The following is a 21,324-nucleotide window of genomic DNA, read 5'->3' on the forward strand; positions in this document are numbered from 1 at the left end:
GTCTTCCCTTGCACAGTCCGCGTGTCCTGGGGGGTCGTTCCATATGAACCGCATCAGCCGCTCCATAGCCTCCGCGCTCGTCGTGGGCGGCCTCGTCCTCGGCCTCGGCGCCTGTTCGGACATCACCGACGAGGCCGCCGAGCAGGTCGAGAACGAGGTGGTCGAGGAGGTCGACAAGCAGATCGACAAGGAGTACGAGGTCACCTATGAGGTGACCGGTGCGGAGGTCGACTCGATCGAGTTCAACGCGGGCGGCGGCGACGCGACCGACCCGAAGCTCGAGACGGTGAAGAACCCCACGCTGCCGTGGAAGAAGACGGTGAAGCTGCGGGGCATCGAGGCGCCGACCGTCATCCCGGTGGCCCTGGACGTCAGCGGCGGCTCCGGCGACCTCTCCTGCAGGATCGTCTACCAGGGGAAGGCCATAGCCGAGGAGTCCGACTCGGGCGTGGTGTCCGCTGCCGGCTGCGTCGCGGTCTCCCCGGTCGTCGGCTGATCCCCTTCCCCGGCGGGCGGGCCCGTCGGGGGCCGACCCGGCTCGGCGCCTCGCGGCGACAGGTGCCGCTTCGCTGCGCCGCTCGCCGCCGGCCGGCGCCCGAACGGCTGCGTCCGGGTGCTTCGCTCAAGGGATCGGCGCCCGGAACCGCGGGCAGGAAGCCGCTCGCCCGGGCCCGGGGGCCGGTGCCCCGCCGCCGCGGCGCGGGCTGTCGTGCGCGGGCCGTGCCCACGGCGGGGCGGGACGGGTCACGCCCCGCCCGGGGACGGCGATGCCGGCGGGACGGGGCGGCACGGCGCGAGACGAGCGTCCGGCCCGGCGGCGTTCCGTGCCCTGAGCGGTGTTCCGGCAGTGGCAGCGGCGGACGGCCGAGGGGAGCCGCCGGCGTGCGGCGCCTGCTCGGCGGCCCCCGCCGACACGTCCGTGTTCTGTGGCTTTTTCCCTGTCCGGGGTAGACGACGATCACATCCGGACGTCGATCACCGAAGGAGACGCGTGGTGAACAAGGGCAAGCAGATCACGGGTGCGGCCCGCGAGGAACTCGCGCGGGAGATGCGGAAGCAGTACGAGAAGGGCCTGTCCATACGGGCCATCGCCGAAGCGCACGGACGGTCGTACGGGTTCGTCCACCGTGTGCTCACCGAGGCGGACGTCCCCCTGCGCAGCCGGGGCGGGGAGCGCCCGCACCGGCGGCTCGAAGAGGCCGGCGGCCGTTCGCAGCGGTGAGGACGGCCCGCCCCGCGGGGGAAAACTCCGGCTCCCCGGCAGGTCGTCCGGGCAGCCGACGGCCCGGGTGACGGCACGGCCGGTGACGTGAGAGCCGCCGGAGCCGGTACCGAGCCCCCGTCCGGGCCCCGGCCTGCGGCCGGTCCGGGCGGGGGCCGGAGCGGGTCCGGGATCCCGGTCCGCCTCGACCCGGCCCGTGTGGATGTGCGGGCCGGCCGCCGGGGACCATCCGCCGACGGGTGCCGGTGGGACTTCGGCCGGGCGGCGGGCGCTCGGCGAGGAGCCCGTGGCCGGGAGCCGGACCCCGGGTGCGGACGAACGGGCCGGCGAGGACCACGGTCACGGAGCCGCCCGCGGGCGTACGGGACGTACAGGCCCGTGACGCTGCCCGCGCAGCCGGTGAGCGCGACCGGCCGGGTCGTCGCCCACGGCCGCCCGGTGGACATGCGCGGTGGCGGCGGGAGTGGCGAGCAGGACGCGGACGCGGACTCACCGGGTGGCGGGCGGGCGCGGAGGCCGTCTATACGATGTCGGCCCGGGAAACGGACAGCGGCGGAAGGGAGACGGGACGTGACGGATCGGCGGCGTCCCCGGCGACGGGGGCAGGGTGAGCTGGAGGCGCTGGTCCTGTCGGCGCTCAGGGAGGCGGACGGCCCGGCGACGGCCGGCTGGGTGCAGGAGCGCCTGGGCGGCGACCTCGCCTACACGACCGTGATCACCATCCTGACCCGGCTGCTGGCCAAGGGCGCGGTCACCCGGGAGCGGGCGGGCCGGTCCTTCGTCTGGACGCCCGCGTCGGACCAGGCGGGCCTGGCGGCGCACAGGATGCGCAGGCTGCTGGACGCCGAGAGCGACCGGGAGGCGGTACTGGCCAGCTTCGTCACCGGCCTGGGGCCGGACGACGAGCGGCTGCTGCGGGAGCTGCTGGACCAGTCCCGAGGCGAAGGGGACGACTGAACCTGATGGGGGTGTTCGTCTTTCTGCCGCTGGTGCTGCCCTTGACGGCGTGGCCGATCGCGCGCCTGGCCGAGCAGCATCTGCATCCGCGGACCGCGACCCGGCTGCTGACCGGGGTGGCCGCGGTGATGGCGGCCTGCAGCACGCTGTGCCTGGGCCTGGTGATGGTGGTCGGCACCGCCCAGCTGCCCGGCAACCCGCTGCCCGACGGCTGGTCGGACCCGGAGGTGCGCGAGGCGGTGCCGTACGACGAGGTCGTCGGCAAGGCGGCGATCCCCGCGCTGTGCGCGGTGCTGGTGGCGTGCGGCCGGACGCTGTGGCGGCACGGGCGGGTGCGCCGTCGCGCCCACCGGGCGCTGGCCGGGCTGCGGGAGACGGCGGTGGCCGTCCTCCCGGACGACGTTCCTTACGCGTACGCGCTGCCGGGCGGCCGACGGGACCGCGTGGTGGCGAGCACGGCCCTGCTGGACCGCCTCGAACCCGCCGAGCGCCGGGCGCTGTTCGCGCACGAGCGGGCCCACCTCGCCGCCCGCCACCACCGCTTCCTCCTCGCCGTCCGGCTGGCCGCGCGGGCCAACCCCTTCCTGCGGCCGCTGCGGACGGCGGTGTCGTACACCGCGGAGCGGTGGGCGGACGAGGACGCCGCCCAGGCGGTGGGCAGCCGCCGGACCGTGGCGCGCGCCATCGGCAAGGCGGCCCTGGCGTCCCGGAGGACTCCGGAGGCCGTCCTGGCCGGCTTCGCCACGGCCGGGCCGGTGCCGCGCCGGGTGGCGGCCCTGCTCGGGCCCGCTCCGGCGGTACGCAGCTGGCCGCCGCTGTTCACCTCCGTGGGCGTGGCGGCGTGGGGCGCGGCGGTGGGAGCCGCCGTGTCGGCGATGTCCTCGGCGAACTCCGCCGTGACGATGGTCCTCATCCTGCGCGCGGCCACACCCCTTTGAGCAGCGCGCGGGGAACGGTCAGCCGTCCGGCGCGAGGAAGACGCCGGCCCTCGTCGCCCGCCCCGTCCCACGGACGTCCGTACCGGCCCCGGCCTCCGTCCGCGCGTCGTCGCCGCTCCAGCGCGCCCCCTGGAGGGGCCCTGTCCCGCACGCGCGCCGGACGCGGGATGTCATCGCCGCGCGGGCTCCGGTCACGGCGAGAATCCCGCTCCCCCCCATTGTCTCTACAGGAACGTAGAGTTCAGTCGTTCGGCGGGCACGAAGCCGGGCATCCGAACACAGCGGACGACGCGACCGAGGCCGAGGAGTCGACATCAGTGAACGGTAGGGGAAGGCGGCGCGCTCCGGCCGGGGCCGGGAAGGTCCGGCTGACGCGGCGGGGGCGGATCCTGGTGTGGAGCGCGGGCGTGTGCGCGGCGCTCGTCCTCGGCGTCGCGGGCGTCGGCGCCTGGGTATACCAGGACCTGGACGGCAACATCCGGGGCGCGGACGTCTACGACGGGCTCGGCGGCGACCGTCCGGTCAACCTCAGCCCCGGCTCGAAGAACATCCTGGTCGTCGGTTCGGACAGCCGCGACGGCGACAACGCGCAGTACGGCGGGGACCTGACCACCATGCAGTCGGACACGCTGATGGTCGTGCACGTCCCCGCCGACCGGAAGTGGGCCACGGTCGTGTCGTTCCCCCGTGACTCGTGGGTGGGGATACCGGCCTGCGACAAGGGCGACGGCACCACGTCCGAACCGCACCACTTCAAGATCAACCAGGCGTTCGCGATCGGCGGCACGGGGGGCGGGATCGCCGAGGCCGCCGCCTGCACCATCAAGACGATCGAGGCCAACACCGGCCTGCGCATCGACCACTTCGTGTCCCTCGACTTCCAGGGCTTCAAGGGCATGGTCGACGCCCTCGACGGCGTCGAGGTCTGCCCCGAGGGGGCCATCCACGACGAGAAGGCCCGCCTGGACCTGGAGGCCGGCTGCCAGACCGTCAGGGGCGAGGACGCGCTCGGCTATGTGCGTGCCCGCTACAACGTCGGCAACGGCTCCGACACCGGACGCATCGGCCGACAGCAGGAGTTCATGCAGGCCCTGGCCGAGAAAGCGCAGTCCAAGCTGGCCAGCCCGAACGCGCTGTACGGCTTCCTCGAGTCCGCGACCGAGTCCCTGACCACGGACAAGGACCTGGCCGGCGTCAGGCCGCTGTACGGCCTCGCGTCCGACCTCAAGGGCGTCCCCCGCGACCGCCTGACGTTCCTCACCGTGCCGAACTACCCGCGGGAGGCCGACGTGCCCGCCGACAAGGCCAACGTCATGTGGCAGTACCCGCAGGCCGCCGACCTGTTCGCCGCTCTGGCCAAGGACGAGGAGGTCGACGGGGAGCGGTTCCGGGCGGACGCCGAGGACCCCGTGTACGCCTCCTCCGTACGCGTCCGGGTCCTCAACGGCACCGGCGTCCCGGGACGCGCCGCCGCGGTCGCCGAGAAGCTGCGCGCGGCCGGGTTCACCGTCGTCGGCACGGGCAACGCTCCGGAGACCGCCCGCACCACCACGGTCGGTCATCCGCAGGGCCTGGGGGAAGAGGCCGAGGTGCTCGCCTCCCGGCTGCCCGGGGTGCGCGCCGGGCAGGACACGGGCGCCGCCGCCGGTGTCGTGACCCTGGTGGTCGGGACCGACCTCGACCCCGAGGCCATCGGGTGAGGTGCGAGCCGGCCGGGTCCGGGCCCGGTCGGGCGTCCGCCGCGCTCCCTTCGGCGCCGGCCGCATGATCCCGGTGGCGGCGCTCGAACGCGAACATGGCAGGCTGACCGAGCGCTTCACCTTCCCGGCCCGCAACCGGGACGCCGTCGCCGGCTGCCTCGCGGACTCCGCGGGCGCGCGAACCGATCCGTCCCGGGCTGCGCCCGCCGTGTGCGTCGCTGTGTGCGTCCCGCCGGCCGGCGCTTCGGCCGCCGCCACGCGCGAGGACCCGGACAAGCATCAGCCCCGCTCGGTGCAGGCGTCGGCCCTCCCATCACCGGAGTTGCCGATTGCTCGAGTTGAGCCATTGAGCGTTCTCCGACCTCGTGTTGGTCCGGCGAGGTGGAGGGTGAGAGCGGCCTTGACCAGGCCGGTGATCCAGGTGGTGCTGCAGCGGAGCTTGCGCAGCAGCCGCCAGGACCTGAGGGCGGCCATGGCCTGCTCGCCCAGGGCACGGATGCGGGCACGGGAGCGGTGTGGGCCTGCTGCCCGGCCGGAAGCGTCTCCCAGCGGCCCCAGGAAGGCACCCGGACGGTGCCGTCGGCGTCTCGGTAGGCCTTGCCCTCCCAGCAGCCGCGCCGGCCTGGGCCAGAGCGTCGATGATGCCGTGGGTGCGGGCCGCGCGGAGGTCGTGGACCGCGCCGGGGAGACCCGGCCGGCTTCCCCGCCGGGTCGGCGCGGACCCGGATGTTCATGCCGTGCCGCTCGTGCTTGCCCGAGCAGTACGGCCGGTCAGCGGCGATCCGGTCGACCGGCAGCAGGGTGCCGTCCAGGACCACATACGCCTTGACGGCGGCCGTCTTCATGACGTCGGCCGGGTTCGGGGCCGAGGCCGCCAGGATTTCGACGGTCTCACGGATGTAGCGGTAGCGGTAGACGGTGGCAACCCCGATCCGGAAGGCCGCGGCGAGACGGCTGCAGGTGTCGCCGCGGTGCAGGTGGGCCAGGACCGGCAAAGCCTGCCGACCGCTGGACAGGCGGCGCCACCGGCAGCCGATGGCTCCGCGCCGCTCGGTCAGGTGACGGCTGAGGAACCGCAGGGCCGAACTGAACGGATCGATCGCCGATGGGTGGACAAGCACACGAAGCTCCTGGCCGGACAGGTCGATCTCGGCCGGCAACCCATCTACCAGCAGCTTCACCTGCCTGTCAGCTTAACTGCCAAGCCCGCCCGCCAAGATGGAGGGACCAGCGCGCAGGGCACAGCGAGGAGTCGGGTTGTGACGTTGTGAGGCCGTCGGCAAACGGTACGGCGGAGGACGGTGGATCCTCAGCAACGTGGACACGGAGGTCGCGACGGTCACGGACCCGGCCTGGACCCTGACGGTGCCGCCGGTCGCGGTAGCGCCGGATATCTCCCCCGCAGGCTCACCGGAAGAAGAGCCCGATACGGAAATTTTCCGGTTTTCCTCCCCCCGCGCGCGGCCGGGGCGCGGTTGGATGTCCGCATGACCTCCGCCGAGCACGCGCGGCTGATGCGCGCCAACCAGGCGAACTGGGATGCCCGCACCCCGGTCCACGTCACCAGCCGGTTCTACGGCCTGGACGAGGACCTGGATCCGGAGCGCTGGTTCGCCGCGTTCGAGTGGGATGACCTCGGCGAGTTGTCCGGCCGGGACGTGCTGCACCTGCAGTGCCACCTTGGCACGGAGACGCTCGCCCTCGCCCGGCGTGGAGCCCGGGCGGTCGGCCTGGACTTCTCGGCGGCGTCCGTGACGGCCGCGCGGGACCTCGCCGCGAAGTCGGGCCTCGACGTCACCTACGTCCAGGCCAACGTGTACGACGCCGTGGCGGCGCTCGAGGGCCGGCGGTTCGACGTCGTCTACACCGGTAAGGGCGCCCTGTGCTATCTGCCCGACCTCGACCGGTGGGCGGATGTCGTGGCCGGGCTTCTGCGGCCGGGCGGGCGGTTGTACGTCGTGGAGTTCCACCCGCTGCTCAACGCGCTCGGCCCGAAACCGGGTCCGGGTGAGGGACCGGAGCTGCTGCTGCGCCACGACTACCTGGGGGGCTCCGGTCCGGTGCACCGGGATGCCGCTTACACCTACACCGACGGCCCGGCCATCGAGGGCGCCACGGACAGTTACGAGTGGATGCACGGACTAGGAGAGGTCGTGAACGCGTTGACGGATGCGGGAATGGGCGTCCGGCGACTGCGGGAGAGCGACGAGCTTCCCTGGCCGCGCTGGCCGCGGATGGTCCGTACGGACTCCGGCTGGTGGCGGCTGCCCGAGCCACGGATTCCCCTTTTGTACGGCCTGCTGGCCGTTCGTTAAGTCTCTTTCCCCCGGCAGCGGTATAGCGCGAGCAGCACGCGTGCTTGCCCCCGTTTGGGGTACCGGTGCCGGTCCCTTCTCCGTCGGCTGATCGGCCCGTCACTTTCCGGCCTGCGCGTCAGCTTCCCCGTACCACCTCGTGAGCAGGGTTTCCCCTGTCGTACCCGAGGTGCTGTTCCCGCCGCCCGGAGGCGCGCTCCAGCCCTTTCCGCGCGGCTTCTCTCTCCTTCCCACCGCTTGCCTCCCTGTCGTCCGCGAAAGGACAGACCGCCGAGCAGGCCCACCGGGCATCCGCTGGCGGGTCGCCGCCGAACGGTACCGGTACCTACGGGGTACGTTGCAGCAGGCCGCAGGCATGGCAGCCGAGCAGGACGGCTCTTGGGCGCCGACGACAACCGGACAGGTCTCGCGGACGACCATGGGGAATCGAGCACCGGTGACCCAAGGCGTTGGTCTGCCGCACTCCGTGCGCGGCCTGCGGGCATGGCATGGAACCGGCCGCCCTGTACCGACCGTGTGGCCCCGCGATCGCAGTCGGCAGACGCGAGTCGGAGGGTCGCGGAACCGGCTGCCAAGACCGGGCCGACAGGGCCTATCGTGCAGGGGAGTTGACATCGCGGACTCCGCGCTGCGCCGGAGGCCCTGCCTTCACGCACCGGCCCGACCGACACCCGGCCAGGCATCCTGTCCGGTCAGAACCATCCCCGTGATCGGGTGGGGACAACGGCTCCTCAGTACCAGTACCAGACGCGGGAGGGCTTGCTGCGGAAGATGCGTCGCATCGCTGCGGCCATGGCTGCTCACCTCCTTCCGGTGTCGTGTCCGGGTCCGCCGTGGCGTGGTGCGCGGTGGAGGGTGAAAGGCCGTGGGACGTTGCCCTCGGCCATCACCGCACGCAGGTCACCGTCGGCAACGGTCAGGCAGGCGTCTCGCATCAGGGCGGTCAGCGCCTCGGTCAGCAGTGTTTGAGCGACCGCCGCGCCGACGCAGATGTAAGGACCCGCGCCGAACGGCATGTAGGAGCCGTGTCGGCCTGACGTGTCCCAGCGCTCGGGCCGGAACGCGTCAGGATCGGTCCATCGGTCTGTCTCGTGGTGCATCAGGTACGGGCTGACGGAGAGCAGGTCACCGGGCCGGAAGACGACGCCACCGAACTCGACGGTGCAGGGGACGGTCCGTCCGAGCAGCCAGGGGACCGGGCGGTGCCGGAGCGCCTCGCGCACGATCTGGTCGACAGGCCAGGGCCACGGCGAGTCGGCCGTGTGATGCAGGCAGGCCAGGAGGACCGACCACGCCAGTGAGGCGCTGATGGGGACCACGATGGCCCGGTACATCATCAAGTACAGCTCGGCCATGCTCCGGTCGGCCATGCCGGTGCGGGAGCAGACGCCGAGGAGGGCGTCCAGCACATCACGCGGTTCACCGACGGGTCGCTGCCGACGGTGTCGCACCTCCTCGGTCAAAGCGGTCAGCAACCTGGCGCGCAGGATCTCGGCCCGCGCACGCTGCCATGTGTGCGGTGCGTGGAACACCACCCCTCCACGCACCGCGTGCCGGGCCCGCTCGCGTGTGGTGGCGGAGCTGTCAGGGTGCAGGAGCAGGCCATCCAGGCAGCGGTACACGAGCATGTTGCCGGCGGCGGGCCATCGGCTGACCGCAGGGAGTTCGGTCACCGCACGGGTCAGCTCGGCCCGGTACCGCGGCAGGCCTTCTCGCACGAAGTTCCGTACGACGTGGCCGACTTCCACCTGTGCCTGTCGCGTGGGCAGCAGTTCGCCAAAGAATCCGGACTTGCCGGTGTTGTACTCCGGGCTGCGCAACAGCGTCTGCGCAAGGTCCGCGTCCCTGACGCAGTAACCGCCCCAGGGAAGCCTGAAGACGTCCGTCGTGCAGTGGCGGCGGGCAGTGTCGATGAACTCCAGTGGGTCGCGCAGAAACCGGCGCCTTTCTCCGACCCTCATCTAGCCGCCTCCTCAGCGAGTCCCTCTTCGGGGGCCACAGCGTTTGTGGGGTCGCCCTCCCCCTGCCCGAGAAATCCCCACCCTTGCCAGCGGAAAACCGACCTGGCGACGCTGTCACTCAAGTGAGGGACCGGCCACAGAGACCGGCGAGGGGCAGGGCGGAGCCCGACTGCGGGATCTTTTATGGAGTTCCTCAAGCGAGATGCGGAGTACCAGGCCAGGTGCTCGCCAACTTGGTGCGCCGGGGGGCAGTCGGGCACGCCTCACAACCGTTCCGCTTAGACGCCGTTCCACTTGGCCAGGCGGCGGTGACATATGAGGGTTGCGGCGATGGCGGTGAAGGCGAGGAAGTGCTCGGCCTTGCGCTCGTAACGGCGGTGCAGCCCTCGGCAGCCAGCCAGGACACGGTCCTTTCGACAACCCAGCGGTGTCGGCCGAGCCGGGTGGAGGACTCGATGCCCTTGCGGGCGATGCGGTGGCGGATGCGACGCTCGCGAAGCCATTGCCGCAGCTGATCGTAGTCGTAGCCCTTGTCGGCATGGAGCTTGGCCGGACGCCGGCGGCGCGGGCCCCGGCGGGAGCGCACGAGCGGCTGCAGGCCGAGACCGTCGTGCGGGTTGGCGCCGGAGATTCCCAGCGACAACGGCACGCCGTTTCGGTCGGTGATCAGGTGAATCCTCGATCCCGGCTTGCCACGGTCGGTCGGATTCGGTCAGGTCAGTGGCCCCCTTTTGCCGCTCGGACGCTGCCGGAGTCGATCGCGCACCGCGACCAGTCCAGCTCGTCCCGGGCGCCGAGCTCGTCGAGGATGACGCGGTGCAGCCGGGCCCAGACCCGGTCCCGGCTCCATCGAGCGAAGCGCCGGTAGACCGTGGGCCAGGCCGGGCCGAACACCGGCGGCAGCTGCCGCCAGGTGCAGCCCGAGGTCGCGACGAAGATGATCGCCGCCAGGCATTCGCGGTCCCCGGCCCGTCGGCGGCCGCCGCCCTGCGGGCGTATGACCTCCGTCGGCGGGACCACTCGCCGAACAGCGCCCACAACTCGTCCGGTGCCAACCGCTCGACCAGAACCGTCATGCACCGCTCAACGAACGATCAAGCCAATAGAAACGGCGTCTAACCTCGCGCTTTCATGAAGCGGGCTGTCCGGCAGGCGGTCAGGAAAGCAGAAAGTGCCTCTGACCAGCAAGGATGAGGATTGTCTAGGTCCTTGTTCCTGCCACCGCCGGAGGCACTTTCCAGGTGAAGCACCCTATCGGGTCCTACCCCCGTGTCCGCGTCCAGAACGACGGCCGCCAGGTCGTCACCCAGGCCGGGTCGGTCCTGCTCGTCGAAACGGTCCGCAAGACGGGCCTTGGCCAGGCCGTATCCCAGGCTCTGGCTCCGTGGCGGAAGCCGCGGGCCGTCCACGATCCCGGCAAGATCCTCCTGGACGTCGCCATGGCGGTCGCACTGGGCGGGGACTGCCTCGCGGACGTCGCCATGTTGCGGTCTGAGCCGGCCGTCTTCGGCCCGGTCGCCTCCGACCCGACCGTCTCCCGCCTGATTGACACCCTCGCCGCCTCCGGCGAGAAAGCCCTGCAGGCCATTCGGTCCGCACGCGCCGAAGTGCGGGGCCGCGTCTGGTTGTCGGCGGGCAAGAACGCCCCGGACACCAACGGACAGGTCACCGTCGACCTCGACGGCGTCCTCGTGATCGCGCACTCCGACAAGCAGGACGCAGCCGCGACCTGGAAGAAGACCTACGGCCATCACCCCCTGACGGCCTTCGTCGACCACGGACCGGGCGGAACCGGAGAGCCTGTCGCCACCCTCCTGCGACCGGGAAACGCGGGCTCCAACACCGCCGCCGACCACATCACCACCATCCAACTCGCCCTCGCCCAGCTGCCCAAGCACTACCGGCGAGGGCGGCAGACGCTGATCCGCACCGACTCCGCCGGCGGCACCCACGACTTCGTGTCCTGGCTCGCGAAACGAGGACGATGGCTGTCCTACTCGGTCGGCATGACGGTCACCGAAGCGATCCACGAACACGTACTGAAGGTCCCCGCCTCGGCCTGGACCCCGGCCGTCGAGGCCGACGGTGAGGCCCGGGACGGGGCCTGGATCGCCGAGCTCACCGGCAAGCTCCTGGACGGCTGGCCCAAGGGCATGCGGCTCATCGTCCGAAAGGAACGTCCCCATCCTGGCGCCCAGTTGAGGATCACGGACGCGGACGGCATGCGGATCACGTGCTTCGCGACCAATACCACCGGCCGGCCGATCGCCGAACTCGAACTCCGTCACCGGCTCCGGGCACGGGCTGAGGACCGGATCCGGGCCGCCCGGGCCACCGGCCTGCGCAACCTGCCCCTGCACGACACCGCCCAGAACCGCATCTGGCTGGAGATCGTCCAGATCGCCCTCGACCTGCTGGCCTGGATGCCCATGCTCGCCCTCACCGGCCGGGCAAGGCTTTGGGAACCGCGCCGCCTGCGGTTCCGCCTGTTCTCCGCAGCCGGCCAGCTCGTCACCACCGGTCGGCGCAGGATCCTTCGCCTCGCCCGGCACTGGCCCTGGACCGGCGAGATCACCGCAGCCCTTGAACGGCTCGCGCTCCTGCCCGATCCCGGCTGAGCAACAACCCATCGTCCCTGCGACAGCATCACCCGCCCCGGGCAGTGGAACCCGGCGCCCACCCGACGCGACAGCCGGGCCGCCAGCCTGCCCACCATCAGCTCCGAAAAGCGAAAGGGCCCACCGACTCCGTCGGTGGGCCCCCGCGAAAGATCGAGGCTAAAGGGCACAGCGCCCTCGCGGTCGCCGCGGACACGCCGCCGCAGACGCCGGGTATTTTCAGGCCATGGCCGGCGAACTCGGAAGCCGGTCACACGAAACACCCGGCTGGAGAATTCCAGCCGGGCGCTCTTCCGAGCCCCTGGCCGCAGCCAGTTGGTCACTGCCGTGCAAGCCGGCCCCTCGAATACGCCGTCCACACGGGGTCTTTCCTCAGCTGACCTTCTGCACGCCGATCCAGTTGATGTACCAGCCGGCCTCCTCGGCCTGCGAGGGCGGCAGGCTCGCGTCCCGGAAGTGCTTCAGGTAGACGCGGAACCCCCGGTCGGTGGGCTCGTGGACAGTGGATGCCCCCAGTGCGTTCCACATCCGCCTCGTCCCCCCGGTCCCGCTGAGGGAGATGACATAGACGGGGGTGTCCAGGTCGGACCGGAAGTCCGCACTGGTGGTGTCGACGTCGATGTAGATGCCCTCGTTGTGGGGTTGCCACCCTTCGCCCGGTGTGCTCTTTCCGGCACCTACGATGCCTCTGACGATGTTGTCCATGGTGGGATCTCCCTTGAACGGCCCTGTGCCGTGCCCTGCTGGGCGGCCATGGGAGGATTTACCCGGCGATTCGACCGATGAGACGTTCATCCGGGGGCGCATTGAAACAACAACGGCGCTGATCGACTTATCACATAAATCCGCTTGTGGGAACGGACACCTAATCCGCCACGAACATTGTTTCCGACAACCGGACGAGCATAAATCTCTTCATCGGGATCATTGCTCACAGGCGTCACATGCGTATCACACCGACGGAGAAGCTACGGAAAGCCTCCCGCAGGACCTCATGGAAAAAATCGATGATCCCTCTCCGGTCCGATGCCCGTACAGGCCGGAGTACAGCAACGGAAACCGTCGCTCACCCTCGTCCTTGCGTTCAGTATCCGGGGCGGTAGCCGCGCTATGATCACTGCCCTTCGAAGCCCGCAATCGAATTTAAGGGCGGATTGATGCGATAAGCCGATCAGCGCCGTTGTTGTTTCATTGCGCCCCCCGGATGAACGTCTCATCGGCCGAATCGCCGGGTAAATCCTCCCATGGCCGCCCAGCAGGGCACGGCACAGGGCCGTTCAAGGGAGATTCCATCATGGCTAACGCCATCAGAGGCATCGTAGGCTCCGGGAGGACGAACCCGGGTGAAGGCTGGCAACCGTACAACAACAACATGTACATCAACGTCGACACCAGCAGCGCGAACTTCCGGTCCGACCTGGAGACCCCCGTCTATGTCATCTCCCTCAGCGGGAGCGGGGCGAAGGTGGGCGAGGTGGTGGGGGCGGCCGCTGTCTACGAGCCCACCGACCGGGGGTTCCGCGTCTACCTGCAGCACTTCCGGGACGCGAGCCTGCCGCCCTCGCAGGCCCAGGAGGGCGGCTGGTACATCAACTGGACGGGCGTGCAGAACATCGACTGAGGAAAGGTTCCGGCGCACGGCGAAGTCCAGGGACCGGCTTCCGCGACGGTGACCGACTGACCGTGGCAGGACGCTCGGCTGGGATTGCCCAGCCGAGCGTTTTGCGTGGGCGGCTGCACGTCCGGTCTGACGATCGTGCCCTGCGCGGCGTCCCCGGTCGCCGCCGGGAAAGGAGGGCGGGCCGCCGATGCCGCTTTCGTACGTCTCCGCCGGCAGCGCAGAGGAATCCGTCGCGGGGACCGGTCCTGCACCCGTCCATCTGCCACGCCGCACAAGGCCTCCGGCCCTGTTCCGGGTGCGGTCGGCCCTTCGCATGGCCGGCCGCCTCGTGGCTCCTGGTCATGGTCGCAAAAGACCGCGTGGCTTGCGACCTCGCTGATTCGGCCTCCGGTCACCCCAGGGTGACTCGGCCGCCTCCTGCGGACAGCAGCGAGCTGAAGAACCTGTGCTTCGAGCCGTTGAACGCGTCCTGCCTGGTTGCGTCCCGTCCCGGCGGCAGCGCACAGCCCGTCTTCGCGAAGCCGTGTCAGGCACGGTCACCCGCTCCGGTTCAACGCCTGTACAAGCTGCCGGGTTGTCATGGCACAGCTGGGGCCGCGCAGCGTCGACGACGCTGCGCGGCCCCAGGTCACCGGTCGAAGACCTCAGGTTCCGCAGCTACAGGGGTGGACTCGTACGTCGTCGATGACCGGGCCTCCGGCGGTGGAGGGGATGGTGCTGGCGAAGGCGAGAGTGGTGGTGTCGGCGCGGGCGATGAAGGCGAAGCGCTGGTTGACGTAGCCCATGGCACCGAAGGACTTGCCGGCGGTGTCGAAGGAGAAGTCCTGGACGCTGTGGCCGTCGACGAGGACCTTGCCGGTCTTCACCCGCGGGGTTGCGGCCGGGTTGCCGGCCAGGGCGTAGGTCACCGTGTAGGCCTCGCCCGGGACGGTGGTGAAGGTCTGTGCCACGGTCGCGGCGTCTCCGGCGTTCAGGTCGACGGACTGGCCGCCCTCGGCGGCCTGCCAGAAGCCGGTGCCGATCAGATCCGCGGCTCCAGAGGTGATCTGCCACGGGCCGATGGACTGTCCCGCGCGCAGGACCGTGAAGGTCCTCGCCGACAGCACGGGGGATTCGAAGCTGCCGTTGTCGAAGCCGCCGACCGTGGGGGCGGCGGCCGCGGTACCGGTGGCGGTGAAGAGGCTGGTGGCCGCGATCGCGGTGATGCAGGCACGCGCGAGCAACATGGGGCTTCTCCTGACGATGAGGAACGGGATGACGAGAAGGGGTGAGGTCTGTGTCGTTTCACCGGCTTCGGCCTTCTTCCGGTTCCGCTCGGGCGGCGGGAGGCGGAAGGCGGGCATGCCTGGGGCGTCGGACGTGTCCGCCTACTCGCGTGCGCCGGTCCGGCAGGCCGCAAGCGACACCGGCGGGGTGCGCTATGCGTTCGCCGCGAGGGTCGGGTGGGGTGCCGGCCCTTTTCGGCCTGCACCCCACCCGGCCTGCGACGTGCTCCCGATCGGTGTCCGGAGGGGAGGTGGGGGCTGCTGTCAGATCAGCAGCCGCAGGTGTTGACCTGCACGTTGTCGATGACCGGTCCGAACCGGAGACTGGAGGTGGTGCTGGCGAAGCTGAGCGTGGTGGTGGGGTTCTTGGCCACGAAGGCGAACTTCCGCGTCTCGTAACCCATGTCGGTGCGGCTCTTGCCGGTGATGTCGAAGGAGAAGTCCTGTACGGCCTCCCCGTCGACGAGGGCCTGGCCGGTCTTCACCGCCGGGGGGCCGTCGGGGTTGCCGGCCAGGGAGTAGGTGACCGTGTAGGGGTCCCCGGGGATGGTGGTGAAGGTCTGCGCCACCGTGCCGGGGCCGTCGCCCCTGGTGTTGAGGTCGACGCTCTGCTGGCCTTCGGCCGCCTGCCAGAATCCGTCGTCGACCAGGTCGACGGCGCCGGCCGTGACCTGCCAGGGGCCGAGGGAGCTGCCGGCGGGGACGATCAGGTAGCTGTTCGCCGGCGCAGTGGGGAATTCGAAGCCTCCGTTATCGAAGTCGGGGACCGGGGCAGCTGTTGCACCGCCGGTGGCGGTGAACACGGCGGCGACCGTGGCCGCCGTGACCAGGACACGCTTGAGCAGCATGGAATCCTCCTTGGAGAAGGCGTGCGGTGGGTGGGAGCGGAACGTGGGGCGGGGCTGGTACGCCGATGCCTAGCCGGCGGGCGAGCGGGGGCGGAGGGTCCTTCTTGTGCGAAGGGTGAGGAGTCGTCCGCCGGTCAGACGCCGGCCGGCCGGAGCAGGGGTTCTTTTCGGTGACTTTCCTTGGCCGGTCCGGTCGCGCCGTCAGTCGTTGATCTCGATGGCGCGGATCGCGGTGTAGCCGACGATGTTTGTCTCCTTGGCCGGTCTGAGGTTGAGAGCCGGCTCCATGTTCTGCTTGCGGATCGCCTGGATCCGCAGGGTCTTGGGGCCGTCCACGGTGTAGAGCCTGTTGAGGTGGGCGGAGTTGTCGACGGCCATCTCGTTCCTCGGGGATCGGTCCGAAGAACGCCATGCCGACCGTCCACGGTTGCGTCCCCGGTACGGGCGCGTTTGCTGTCACGTCGAAGATCTGGAAGCCGACGTTGGACCAGTGCGGGAGCTGGGAGGCGATCCTGGCGCGTGCGTCCAGGTCGAGGGCGTACCCGCCCGCCCCAGGCAGCGTCAGGTCGGTGCCTGAAACGAGGTCGGTGCTGGAAACGTTGAACCACTGGTCGAGTGGTGTCGGCGGACTTGGTCACGGACAGGCCGGCGGCCGGGTTGACCCGGGTGACGGCCTCGTTGGAGGTGGCCGTCAGCGGCTCGGGGACGGGGCCGAGGCGGTTCTCGTAGGCGGCGGTGGCGGTGTTGGCCAGGTGTCCCCCGGCGCTGGCCTCGTCGATCCTGACCCGGTACTCCACCGTCGTCCCCTCCGGCAGGGCGTCGGTGTTGGGCAGGGCGCCGCCCCGACCACTGGTGGCACCGTTGCCCAGGTGGAACACCACCCGGTCGCCCACCGGGTCGAAATACGCCTGGTCGTCGTCCGGCTGGTCGCTCTGCGCACCGGCGTTGGGACCGCTGACGATCCTCAACGACCCAGGCACATACATGGCGCCGGACGGAACGACGTCACTCAGGCTCAGCGCCTCGGCGTCGCCACCGCCCTCGTTCCTGACGACGATCCGGTAGGTGACCACATCACCAACCTCCGGCGGCCCGGCAAGAACGGTGTGCTTGGTGAGCGTCACGAACGGAGCAGTAGCGAACACCACGCCGTCGAGGAAGCTGCCGATCGCGTGGTTGCCGCCGGCCGCGGAGACGGAGCGGAACGCGAAGCGGATGACTGTCTGGCCCGCAGGGACGGTGCAGGCACCGGTGTTGTAGCCCCAAGCGGTGTCGCCGTCGGTGAACCGGCGCTGTTCCACCAGCCTGCCCGGCGCGCCGATGCCCAGCGCCATGGTGTCCTGGCCCAGGCGGCCGCGGTGATACAAGCGCCAGTACAGCTTGGTGCCCGGGTCGGTGGGCAGGTCCTGGTACAGCGTGGACTCCTGGTTGGCGTTCAGTCCCGCGAACTGCTCGCCCTCGGCGGCCTTCACCTGCAGGAATCCACTGCACCACAATTCGATCTTGTGGCCGGACGCGGTCGTGCGCCAACCGGGCACGGATTTGGGCGCCTGTGGCTGTGAGGCGTCCGGAAGGATTTCGCAGTCGGTCACTTGCGGCTGCTCGAAGCTGCCGTTGACCAGTGCGACGCGCACGGGAGCGGGTGTGGACACGACTGTCCCCCCTTTCCTTCGTCCGGGTGTGCCCGGAAACGGCCCGGCTGGTCCTCTTGCGCCGAGATTGCGGTGGCCGCGGAAACCATCGAAAGAACAGCGCACACAAGAGATTTCCGGGAAGAGACTGGCGATGCTTTCCGGCCATGTGCTGCTGACGCGTTTGCATTACCTGCCTCACGACAGATACGCGCCGTTGCCCTTTGAAGGAGCGTTCCTGCATCGGACAGCCGAAACACATGCGCCCCACCCTGGACAGACGTCACACCATGAATCGGCAGAAGAACGCCTGAACCACGCCATTCGCATAACCCTTACGAATGGACGCACAGAGCGGCAGGTTGACGAGCTCCGCGCCCGACCGATTCCGCCGTTTCGGCATTCCCGTACGGTTGCGCTTTCATCGAAGGGCCGCACTGCACGACCACATGAAGGTGATATGGAGAAATAATGTTAATTATCTTTGCAGGTTATACAGCTTGCTATTTTCCGCTAGACAAGGTGATGGCTCAGCCGCCCAAAAGGGCGGCTTCAAGGAGGTCGCCGTGAAGACACCCAGGCGAGCGTTCGCCGCTGGTCTGTCCGCCCTCGCGCTCAGCGCGACGATGCTGGCCGCCGGATCGGCCGCACCCGCGAGCGCCGCCCCGCTCAATACCAAACTGGAGGCCCGTCACAGCGGCAGGTGCCTGGACGTGGCCGCCGCGAGCCAGGCCGACGGCGCGTTCGTCCAGCAGTGGGAGTGCTACCCCGCCACCAACCAGAACTGGACCCTCACCTCGCTGGGCCACGGCTACTACAGGGTGAGCGCCGACCACAGCGGCAAGTGCCTGGACGTCGCGGAAGCGAGCCAGGCCGACAACGGAACGGTCCACCAGTGGCACTGCTACAACACCCCCAACCAGGAGTGGAAGCTCGTCCAGCGCCCCAGTGGCTACTTCACACTGGTCGCCCGCCACAGCGGCAAGTGCCTGGAGATCGCGGAAGGCGACACCTACAACGGCGCCGGCGCCGTCCAGCGCACCTGCAGCGCCGGCCGGCCGTACCAGGAATGGCGCCTGCTGTGAACCAGCGGCTGTGACCACACGCCGCGCGAGGCCCCCAGGCCATCCCGCCCGGCCCCGGCGTGGGCATCGCGCGGCACCAGCCGCCGCAGGCGACGACGGGACACAGCACACCCCTTGCTCGCGCAAGGCACAGCACGGACGACGCGGTCGACACCGAACCCCGTCCGCTATGGCTCCCGGGGCTGACAAGTAAGTGAGCGTTTTCAGCGTTGTCTCTCCAGGGTGAGGACGGCCTTGGCGATTGACGTCATGCGGTTCGGGCTGATCCGGGATCTTCGGAAGATTCGCCAGGACTTCAGCAGTGCCATGCCCCGTTCGACGGGTGCCCTGGACGTGGCCAGTGCCCGGTTGACCGTCTGCTGTGTAGGGGACAACTGCCCGCCGGGCGGCTGTCCGCGCCCGGTGGTGACCCAGGAGCCGGCGCCCTGATAGGCACGGTCGGCCAAGACTGGCACGCCTTGGCGTTCGCAGATCCGGATAATCCGGTGGGTGCGGGCTGCGGTCAGGGCGTGGCACCGGCCTGGCAGGGCCGGAGAAATCCACAGCACCTGCCCGGCCGGGTCGGTCACGACCTGAACGTTCGACAACCGCGAGCTGCCAAGAGGCCCTTCCTCCATGCCCCACCAGCCAACAGGCCACCCGATCCAGGACGCCGTTCGAACCAGACCGAGCACACGACCGGATAGAGAACGGCCAGTGAGGTAATGGGGCTGGGCGGGCCAGTAGGGGGACCCATCAAATGAGGTTGATCCCCGGGAGTGGACACCGGGTTTCATGCGATGAGTGACAGCGTACGTGTGGTGATCAGTTGTTGTTCGAACTCGGCTGGTGTGAGGTAGCCGAGCGCGGAGTGGCGACAGCGCCGGTTGTAGGAGGAAAGCCAGCGGAACAGCTCGAGCCGGGTCTGGGCCTTCGAGGTCCAACGGCGCCCGTGGAGCAATTCGCGCTTGAGGCCCTGGAAGAACGACTCGGCCAAGGCGTTGTCGTAGCTCGAGCCGATCCGGCCCATGCTGCGGAGGATACCGTGCCGACGGCAGACGTCGGCGAAGGCGGCCGCGCTGTACTGGGCGCCCCTGTCGGTGTGGAAGATGACGCCGTTCACCCGGCTGCCGCGGGCTGCCACGGCCATCTCGATCGCGTCGGTGACCAGCGAGGTGCGCATATGGTCGGCGATCGACCAGCCCACCACCCGCCGCGAGCAGATGTCGATCACCGTGGCGAGGTAGAGCCACGTCGTGCCGACAGGTATGTAGGTGATGTCGCCGCACCACCTGGTGTTCAGCCTGTCGGCGGTGAAGTCGCGCATCACCAGGTCCGGCACCGGCGGCGCGGTCCTGTCGGTGATCGTCGTCCGTTTCTTCTTCCGTAGAGGCCGGCCGATGATGTGGTTGACCCGCATCAGCCGGGTCACGCGCTTGCGGTTGATCCGGTGTCCACGGGCACGAAGCTCGGCATGGACGCGCGGGGCACCGTAGGCGCCATGGTGCTCGGCGTGGATGGAGCGGATCTCGTCCACGGTCCGCTTCTCCTCGGCCTGGCGCCCGGCGCGGGCCTGCTCGGTGGCCAGGTGCCGGTAGTAGCCGACGCGGGATACCCCGAGCACCCGGCAGATCCGCTTGACGCCGAAGTCGGCACGGTTGTCGAAGATGAAGTCCCAGCGGCAGGGTGTCACCTCACCTCCCGAGCGAAATAGGCGGCTGCCCGGCGCAGGATCTCGCGCTCCAGGTGCCACTCCTGCTCGGCCTTGAGCAGCCGGGCGTTCTCCGCCCGCAGCCGGACCAGCTCCTCCGCCTCGCCGCCCGCGTCACGGCGTCCAGGCACGGCCTGAACCTCATCCTTACGTACCCACGTCCGCAACGACTCCGCGGTGATACCGAGATCCGCAGCCACCGCCGCGTACGTCCGCTTCCCGGCCGCGGCACGGTAGAGCGCTACCGCCTCCTTCCTGAACTCCTCCGGATACGGAGACTTGCGTCCCACCTGGACATCCCTCCCCGGACCATCGAGATCCATTGTCGGGGTGCCCACTCCAAAGGATCAGCCTCACTCGTAGAAGTCACCCCGGAAGCGTGACGCTTCCGCGAACGATTCCCTCCGGACAGCATCAGGTAGCAGACTCACCCTCACGGCCTTCGTCGTGGTCACATGCACCTTGGTCGGAGCACAGGATTCAGACGAAAGCCGCCCCCACGTCCGAAGAATCCCCAGGTGAGCGACCCAGTTCGAGGCACCGTTCGAGGCCGGAAGAAAAGGAACAAGCTCAGACCCGGAGCGGTTCATACAGAAAGGACAAAAAGGTTCAATCAACCGTCAAGATACCGACGACGATGCCGACCAGTATCGCGATTACCCATAAAGCAATTTGCATCTTTTTGGAATTGCTCACGAGTCAGCCATCCTTTTCGGTGTCGATGTGCTGGATATAGGAGCGAGGAGGGCGGAGATGATCATTCCCGCCCTCCTGCTCATGGCACGCTGCAGATCAGGGCGGACACGACGAAGACTCGCCGCGAGCGCGTGGTCCCGTCCTCCGCGTCGAGCGGCGTGCTGCTGCCCGGCTACCTCGCGACCCGGACTCCTATCTACGGCGTTCTCCTGACAGCCGCCACGCGACAAGCGCGACTATGCAGATGCAGCAAACGCCTAGCGCAAGCCACCAGACAACCGGCTGATCGATGGCGTTCGGTGAAAAGATCACGAGGGAGGCTGCGGAGATGATCAACAGCCACACAGTTGCGGAGTATCTTGTCCTGTGAGCCACTCACTCTCCCCAAGTTAGGCGGGGCTCCCATGAGGGTCAGGGAGCCCCGCAGAAGCAATCAGGTCAGCACGCGTTGTCGTCGTAGATCCCGCACGCGACAGCGCCAACGAAGCTCGTCTGAGCAAGCGCGAGGCCAATGCCACCGGCAACGGTCAGCGATGCTCCGCCGGTAGGTATAGCCGTAATGAGCGCCACGCCGGTCATGACTGTGGCAACGGTGTCCCAGCCGGTCCACAGCCCGGACGGATCGCTGTCGTTGATGGGATCCCCGCTGGCGTAGAGGTAGGGGTTGGCTTCCTGCCCCGACGGGTCGGGTTGGGTGAAGCGGCCGAGTTGGGGGTCGTAGTAGCGGTGGCCCATCTTGTACAGGCCGGTCGGGTCGAGGTAGGTGCCGCTGTAGCG

The 21,324-nt window shown here is 69.6% G+C and carries 16 protein-coding genes and 3 pseudogenes; 9 read left to right on the plus strand and 10 right to left on the minus strand.

All coding sequences use genetic code 11. From position 1 onward, the window contains the following. Nucleotides 1-43 precede the first annotated feature (43 nt). From ACIBAI_RS27395 to ACIBAI_RS27415, 5 genes are all read left to right on the plus strand, one after another. Nucleotides 44-496, plus strand: a complete 453-nt coding sequence (locus tag ACIBAI_RS27395) for an MmpS family transport accessory protein (protein WP_344604114.1) — start codon at nucleotides 44-46, stop codon at nucleotides 494-496. Between the two features lie 498 nt (nucleotides 497-994). Next, nucleotides 995-1,222, plus strand: coding sequence for a helix-turn-helix domain-containing protein (locus ACIBAI_RS27400; RefSeq protein WP_344604112.1), 228 nt, complete (start codon nucleotides 995-997; stop codon nucleotides 1,220-1,222). 570 nt (nucleotides 1,223-1,792) lie between these two features. Then, nucleotides 1,793-2,179, plus strand: coding sequence for a BlaI/MecI/CopY family transcriptional regulator (locus ACIBAI_RS27405; RefSeq protein ID WP_399038326.1), 387 nt, complete (start codon nucleotides 1,793-1,795; stop codon nucleotides 2,177-2,179). Nucleotides 2,180-2,184: 5 nt separating this feature from the next. Beyond that, nucleotides 2,185-3,117 carry a M56 family metallopeptidase gene (locus tag ACIBAI_RS27410; RefSeq protein WP_399038328.1) on the plus strand — a complete coding sequence of 311 codons (933 nt, stop codon included), beginning with the start codon at nucleotides 2,185-2,187 and terminating at the stop codon, nucleotides 3,115-3,117. Nucleotides 3,118-3,434: 317 nt separating this feature from the next. Then, nucleotides 3,435-4,817 carry an LCP family protein gene (locus ACIBAI_RS27415; protein ID WP_399038330.1) on the plus strand — a complete coding sequence of 461 codons (1,383 nt, stop codon included), beginning with the start codon at nucleotides 3,435-3,437 and terminating at the stop codon, nucleotides 4,815-4,817. 366 nt (nucleotides 4,818-5,183) lie between these two features. On the opposite strand, the pseudogene ACIBAI_RS27420 reads toward ACIBAI_RS27415, so the two are convergent. Continuing rightward, nucleotides 5,184-5,938 (minus strand): annotated as a pseudogene (locus ACIBAI_RS27420) (transposase family protein); the annotation flags it as partial. A gap of 366 nt (nucleotides 5,939-6,304) precedes the next feature. Between ACIBAI_RS27420 and ACIBAI_RS27425 the strand changes: the two are divergent. After that, nucleotides 6,305-7,132 carry a class I SAM-dependent methyltransferase gene (locus ACIBAI_RS27425; protein WP_399038332.1) on the plus strand — a complete coding sequence of 276 codons (828 nt, stop codon included), beginning with the start codon at nucleotides 6,305-6,307 and terminating at the stop codon, nucleotides 7,130-7,132. A gap of 800 nt (nucleotides 7,133-7,932) precedes the next feature. Here ACIBAI_RS27425 and ACIBAI_RS27430 read toward each other — a convergent pair. Both ACIBAI_RS27430 and ACIBAI_RS27435 read right to left on the minus strand, forming a co-directional pair. Next, on the minus strand, nucleotides 7,933-9,093 hold the full coding sequence (locus ACIBAI_RS27430; RefSeq protein WP_399038333.1) for a cytochrome P450: 1,161 nt from the start codon (nucleotides 9,091-9,093) through the stop codon (nucleotides 7,933-7,935). Between the two features lie 278 nt (nucleotides 9,094-9,371). Continuing rightward, nucleotides 9,372-10,169, minus strand: a pseudogene (locus ACIBAI_RS27435) (IS5 family transposase). A gap of 165 nt (nucleotides 10,170-10,334) precedes the next feature. On the opposite strand from ACIBAI_RS27435, the gene ACIBAI_RS27440 reads away from it, so the two are divergent. After that, the gene (locus ACIBAI_RS27440; RefSeq protein ID WP_399038334.1) at nucleotides 10,335-11,711 is read left to right on the plus strand and encodes an IS1380 family transposase; all 1,377 of its coding nucleotides are present in this window, start codon (nucleotides 10,335-10,337) and stop codon (nucleotides 11,709-11,711) included. A 372-nt stretch (nucleotides 11,712-12,083) separates the two neighbouring features. Here ACIBAI_RS27440 and ACIBAI_RS27445 read toward each other — a convergent pair whose 3' ends face one another. Continuing rightward, nucleotides 12,084-12,416 carry a hypothetical protein gene (locus ACIBAI_RS27445; protein WP_399038336.1) on the minus strand — a complete coding sequence of 111 codons (333 nt, stop codon included), beginning with the start codon at nucleotides 12,414-12,416 and terminating at the stop codon, nucleotides 12,084-12,086. Nucleotides 12,417-13,005: 589 nt separating this feature from the next. Between ACIBAI_RS27445 and ACIBAI_RS27450 the strand changes: the two genes are divergently transcribed. Continuing rightward, on the plus strand, nucleotides 13,006-13,332 hold the full coding sequence (locus tag ACIBAI_RS27450) for a hypothetical protein (RefSeq protein ID WP_399038338.1): 327 nt from the start codon (nucleotides 13,006-13,008) through the stop codon (nucleotides 13,330-13,332). 644 nt (nucleotides 13,333-13,976) lie between these two features. Here the strand turns inward: ACIBAI_RS27450 and ACIBAI_RS27455 are convergent. The 3 genes from ACIBAI_RS27455 to ACIBAI_RS27465 form a co-directional block, all read right to left on the minus strand. Continuing rightward, complete coding sequence (locus ACIBAI_RS27455; RefSeq protein WP_399038339.1) at nucleotides 13,977-14,558, minus strand: choice-of-anchor C family protein; 582 nt, start codon at nucleotides 14,556-14,558, stop codon at nucleotides 13,977-13,979. 308 nt (nucleotides 14,559-14,866) lie between these two features. Further along, nucleotides 14,867-15,445: a choice-of-anchor C family protein gene (locus ACIBAI_RS27460; protein ID WP_399038340.1), complete on the minus strand. Its 579-nt coding sequence runs from the start codon at nucleotides 15,443-15,445 to the stop codon at nucleotides 14,867-14,869. 134 nt (nucleotides 15,446-15,579) lie between these two features. Next, nucleotides 15,580-17,097 (minus strand): hypothetical protein, encoded by a 1,518-nt coding sequence (locus ACIBAI_RS27465; RefSeq protein WP_399038341.1) that lies wholly within the window; start codon nucleotides 17,095-17,097, stop codon nucleotides 15,580-15,582. A gap of 545 nt (nucleotides 17,098-17,642) precedes the next feature. Here ACIBAI_RS27465 and ACIBAI_RS27470 point away from each other — a divergent pair. Further along, nucleotides 17,643-18,161 (plus strand): RICIN domain-containing protein, encoded by a 519-nt coding sequence (locus ACIBAI_RS27470; RefSeq protein WP_399038343.1) that lies wholly within the window; start codon nucleotides 17,643-17,645, stop codon nucleotides 18,159-18,161. A gap of 203 nt (nucleotides 18,162-18,364) precedes the next feature. Here the strand turns inward: ACIBAI_RS27470 and ACIBAI_RS27475 are convergent. The 3 genes and pseudogenes from ACIBAI_RS27475 to ACIBAI_RS27485 all read right to left on the minus strand — a co-directional run. After that, nucleotides 18,365-18,742, minus strand: a pseudogene (locus ACIBAI_RS27475) (transposase family protein); the annotation flags it as partial. Nucleotides 18,743-18,933: 191 nt separating this feature from the next. After that, nucleotides 18,934-20,141, minus strand: a protein-coding gene (locus ACIBAI_RS27480; RefSeq protein WP_399038344.1) for an IS3 family transposase whose coding sequence is annotated in 2 segments (ribosomal slippage) — nucleotides 18,934-19,898 and nucleotides 19,898-20,141 — 1,209 coding nt in all. Because the reading frame shifts where the segments join, the coding sequence is not laid out codon by codon here. Nucleotides 20,142-20,985: 844 nt separating this feature from the next. Next, the coding region (locus tag ACIBAI_RS27485; protein ID WP_399038346.1) for an RHS repeat-associated core domain-containing protein at nucleotides 20,986-21,324 on the minus strand (339 nt) is incomplete at its 5' end.

The organism is Streptomyces sp. NPDC051041 (genome assembly GCF_044456065.1).
GTDB classification, from domain to species: domain Bacteria; phylum Actinomycetota; class Actinomycetes; order Streptomycetales; family Streptomycetaceae; genus Streptomyces; species Streptomyces glaucus.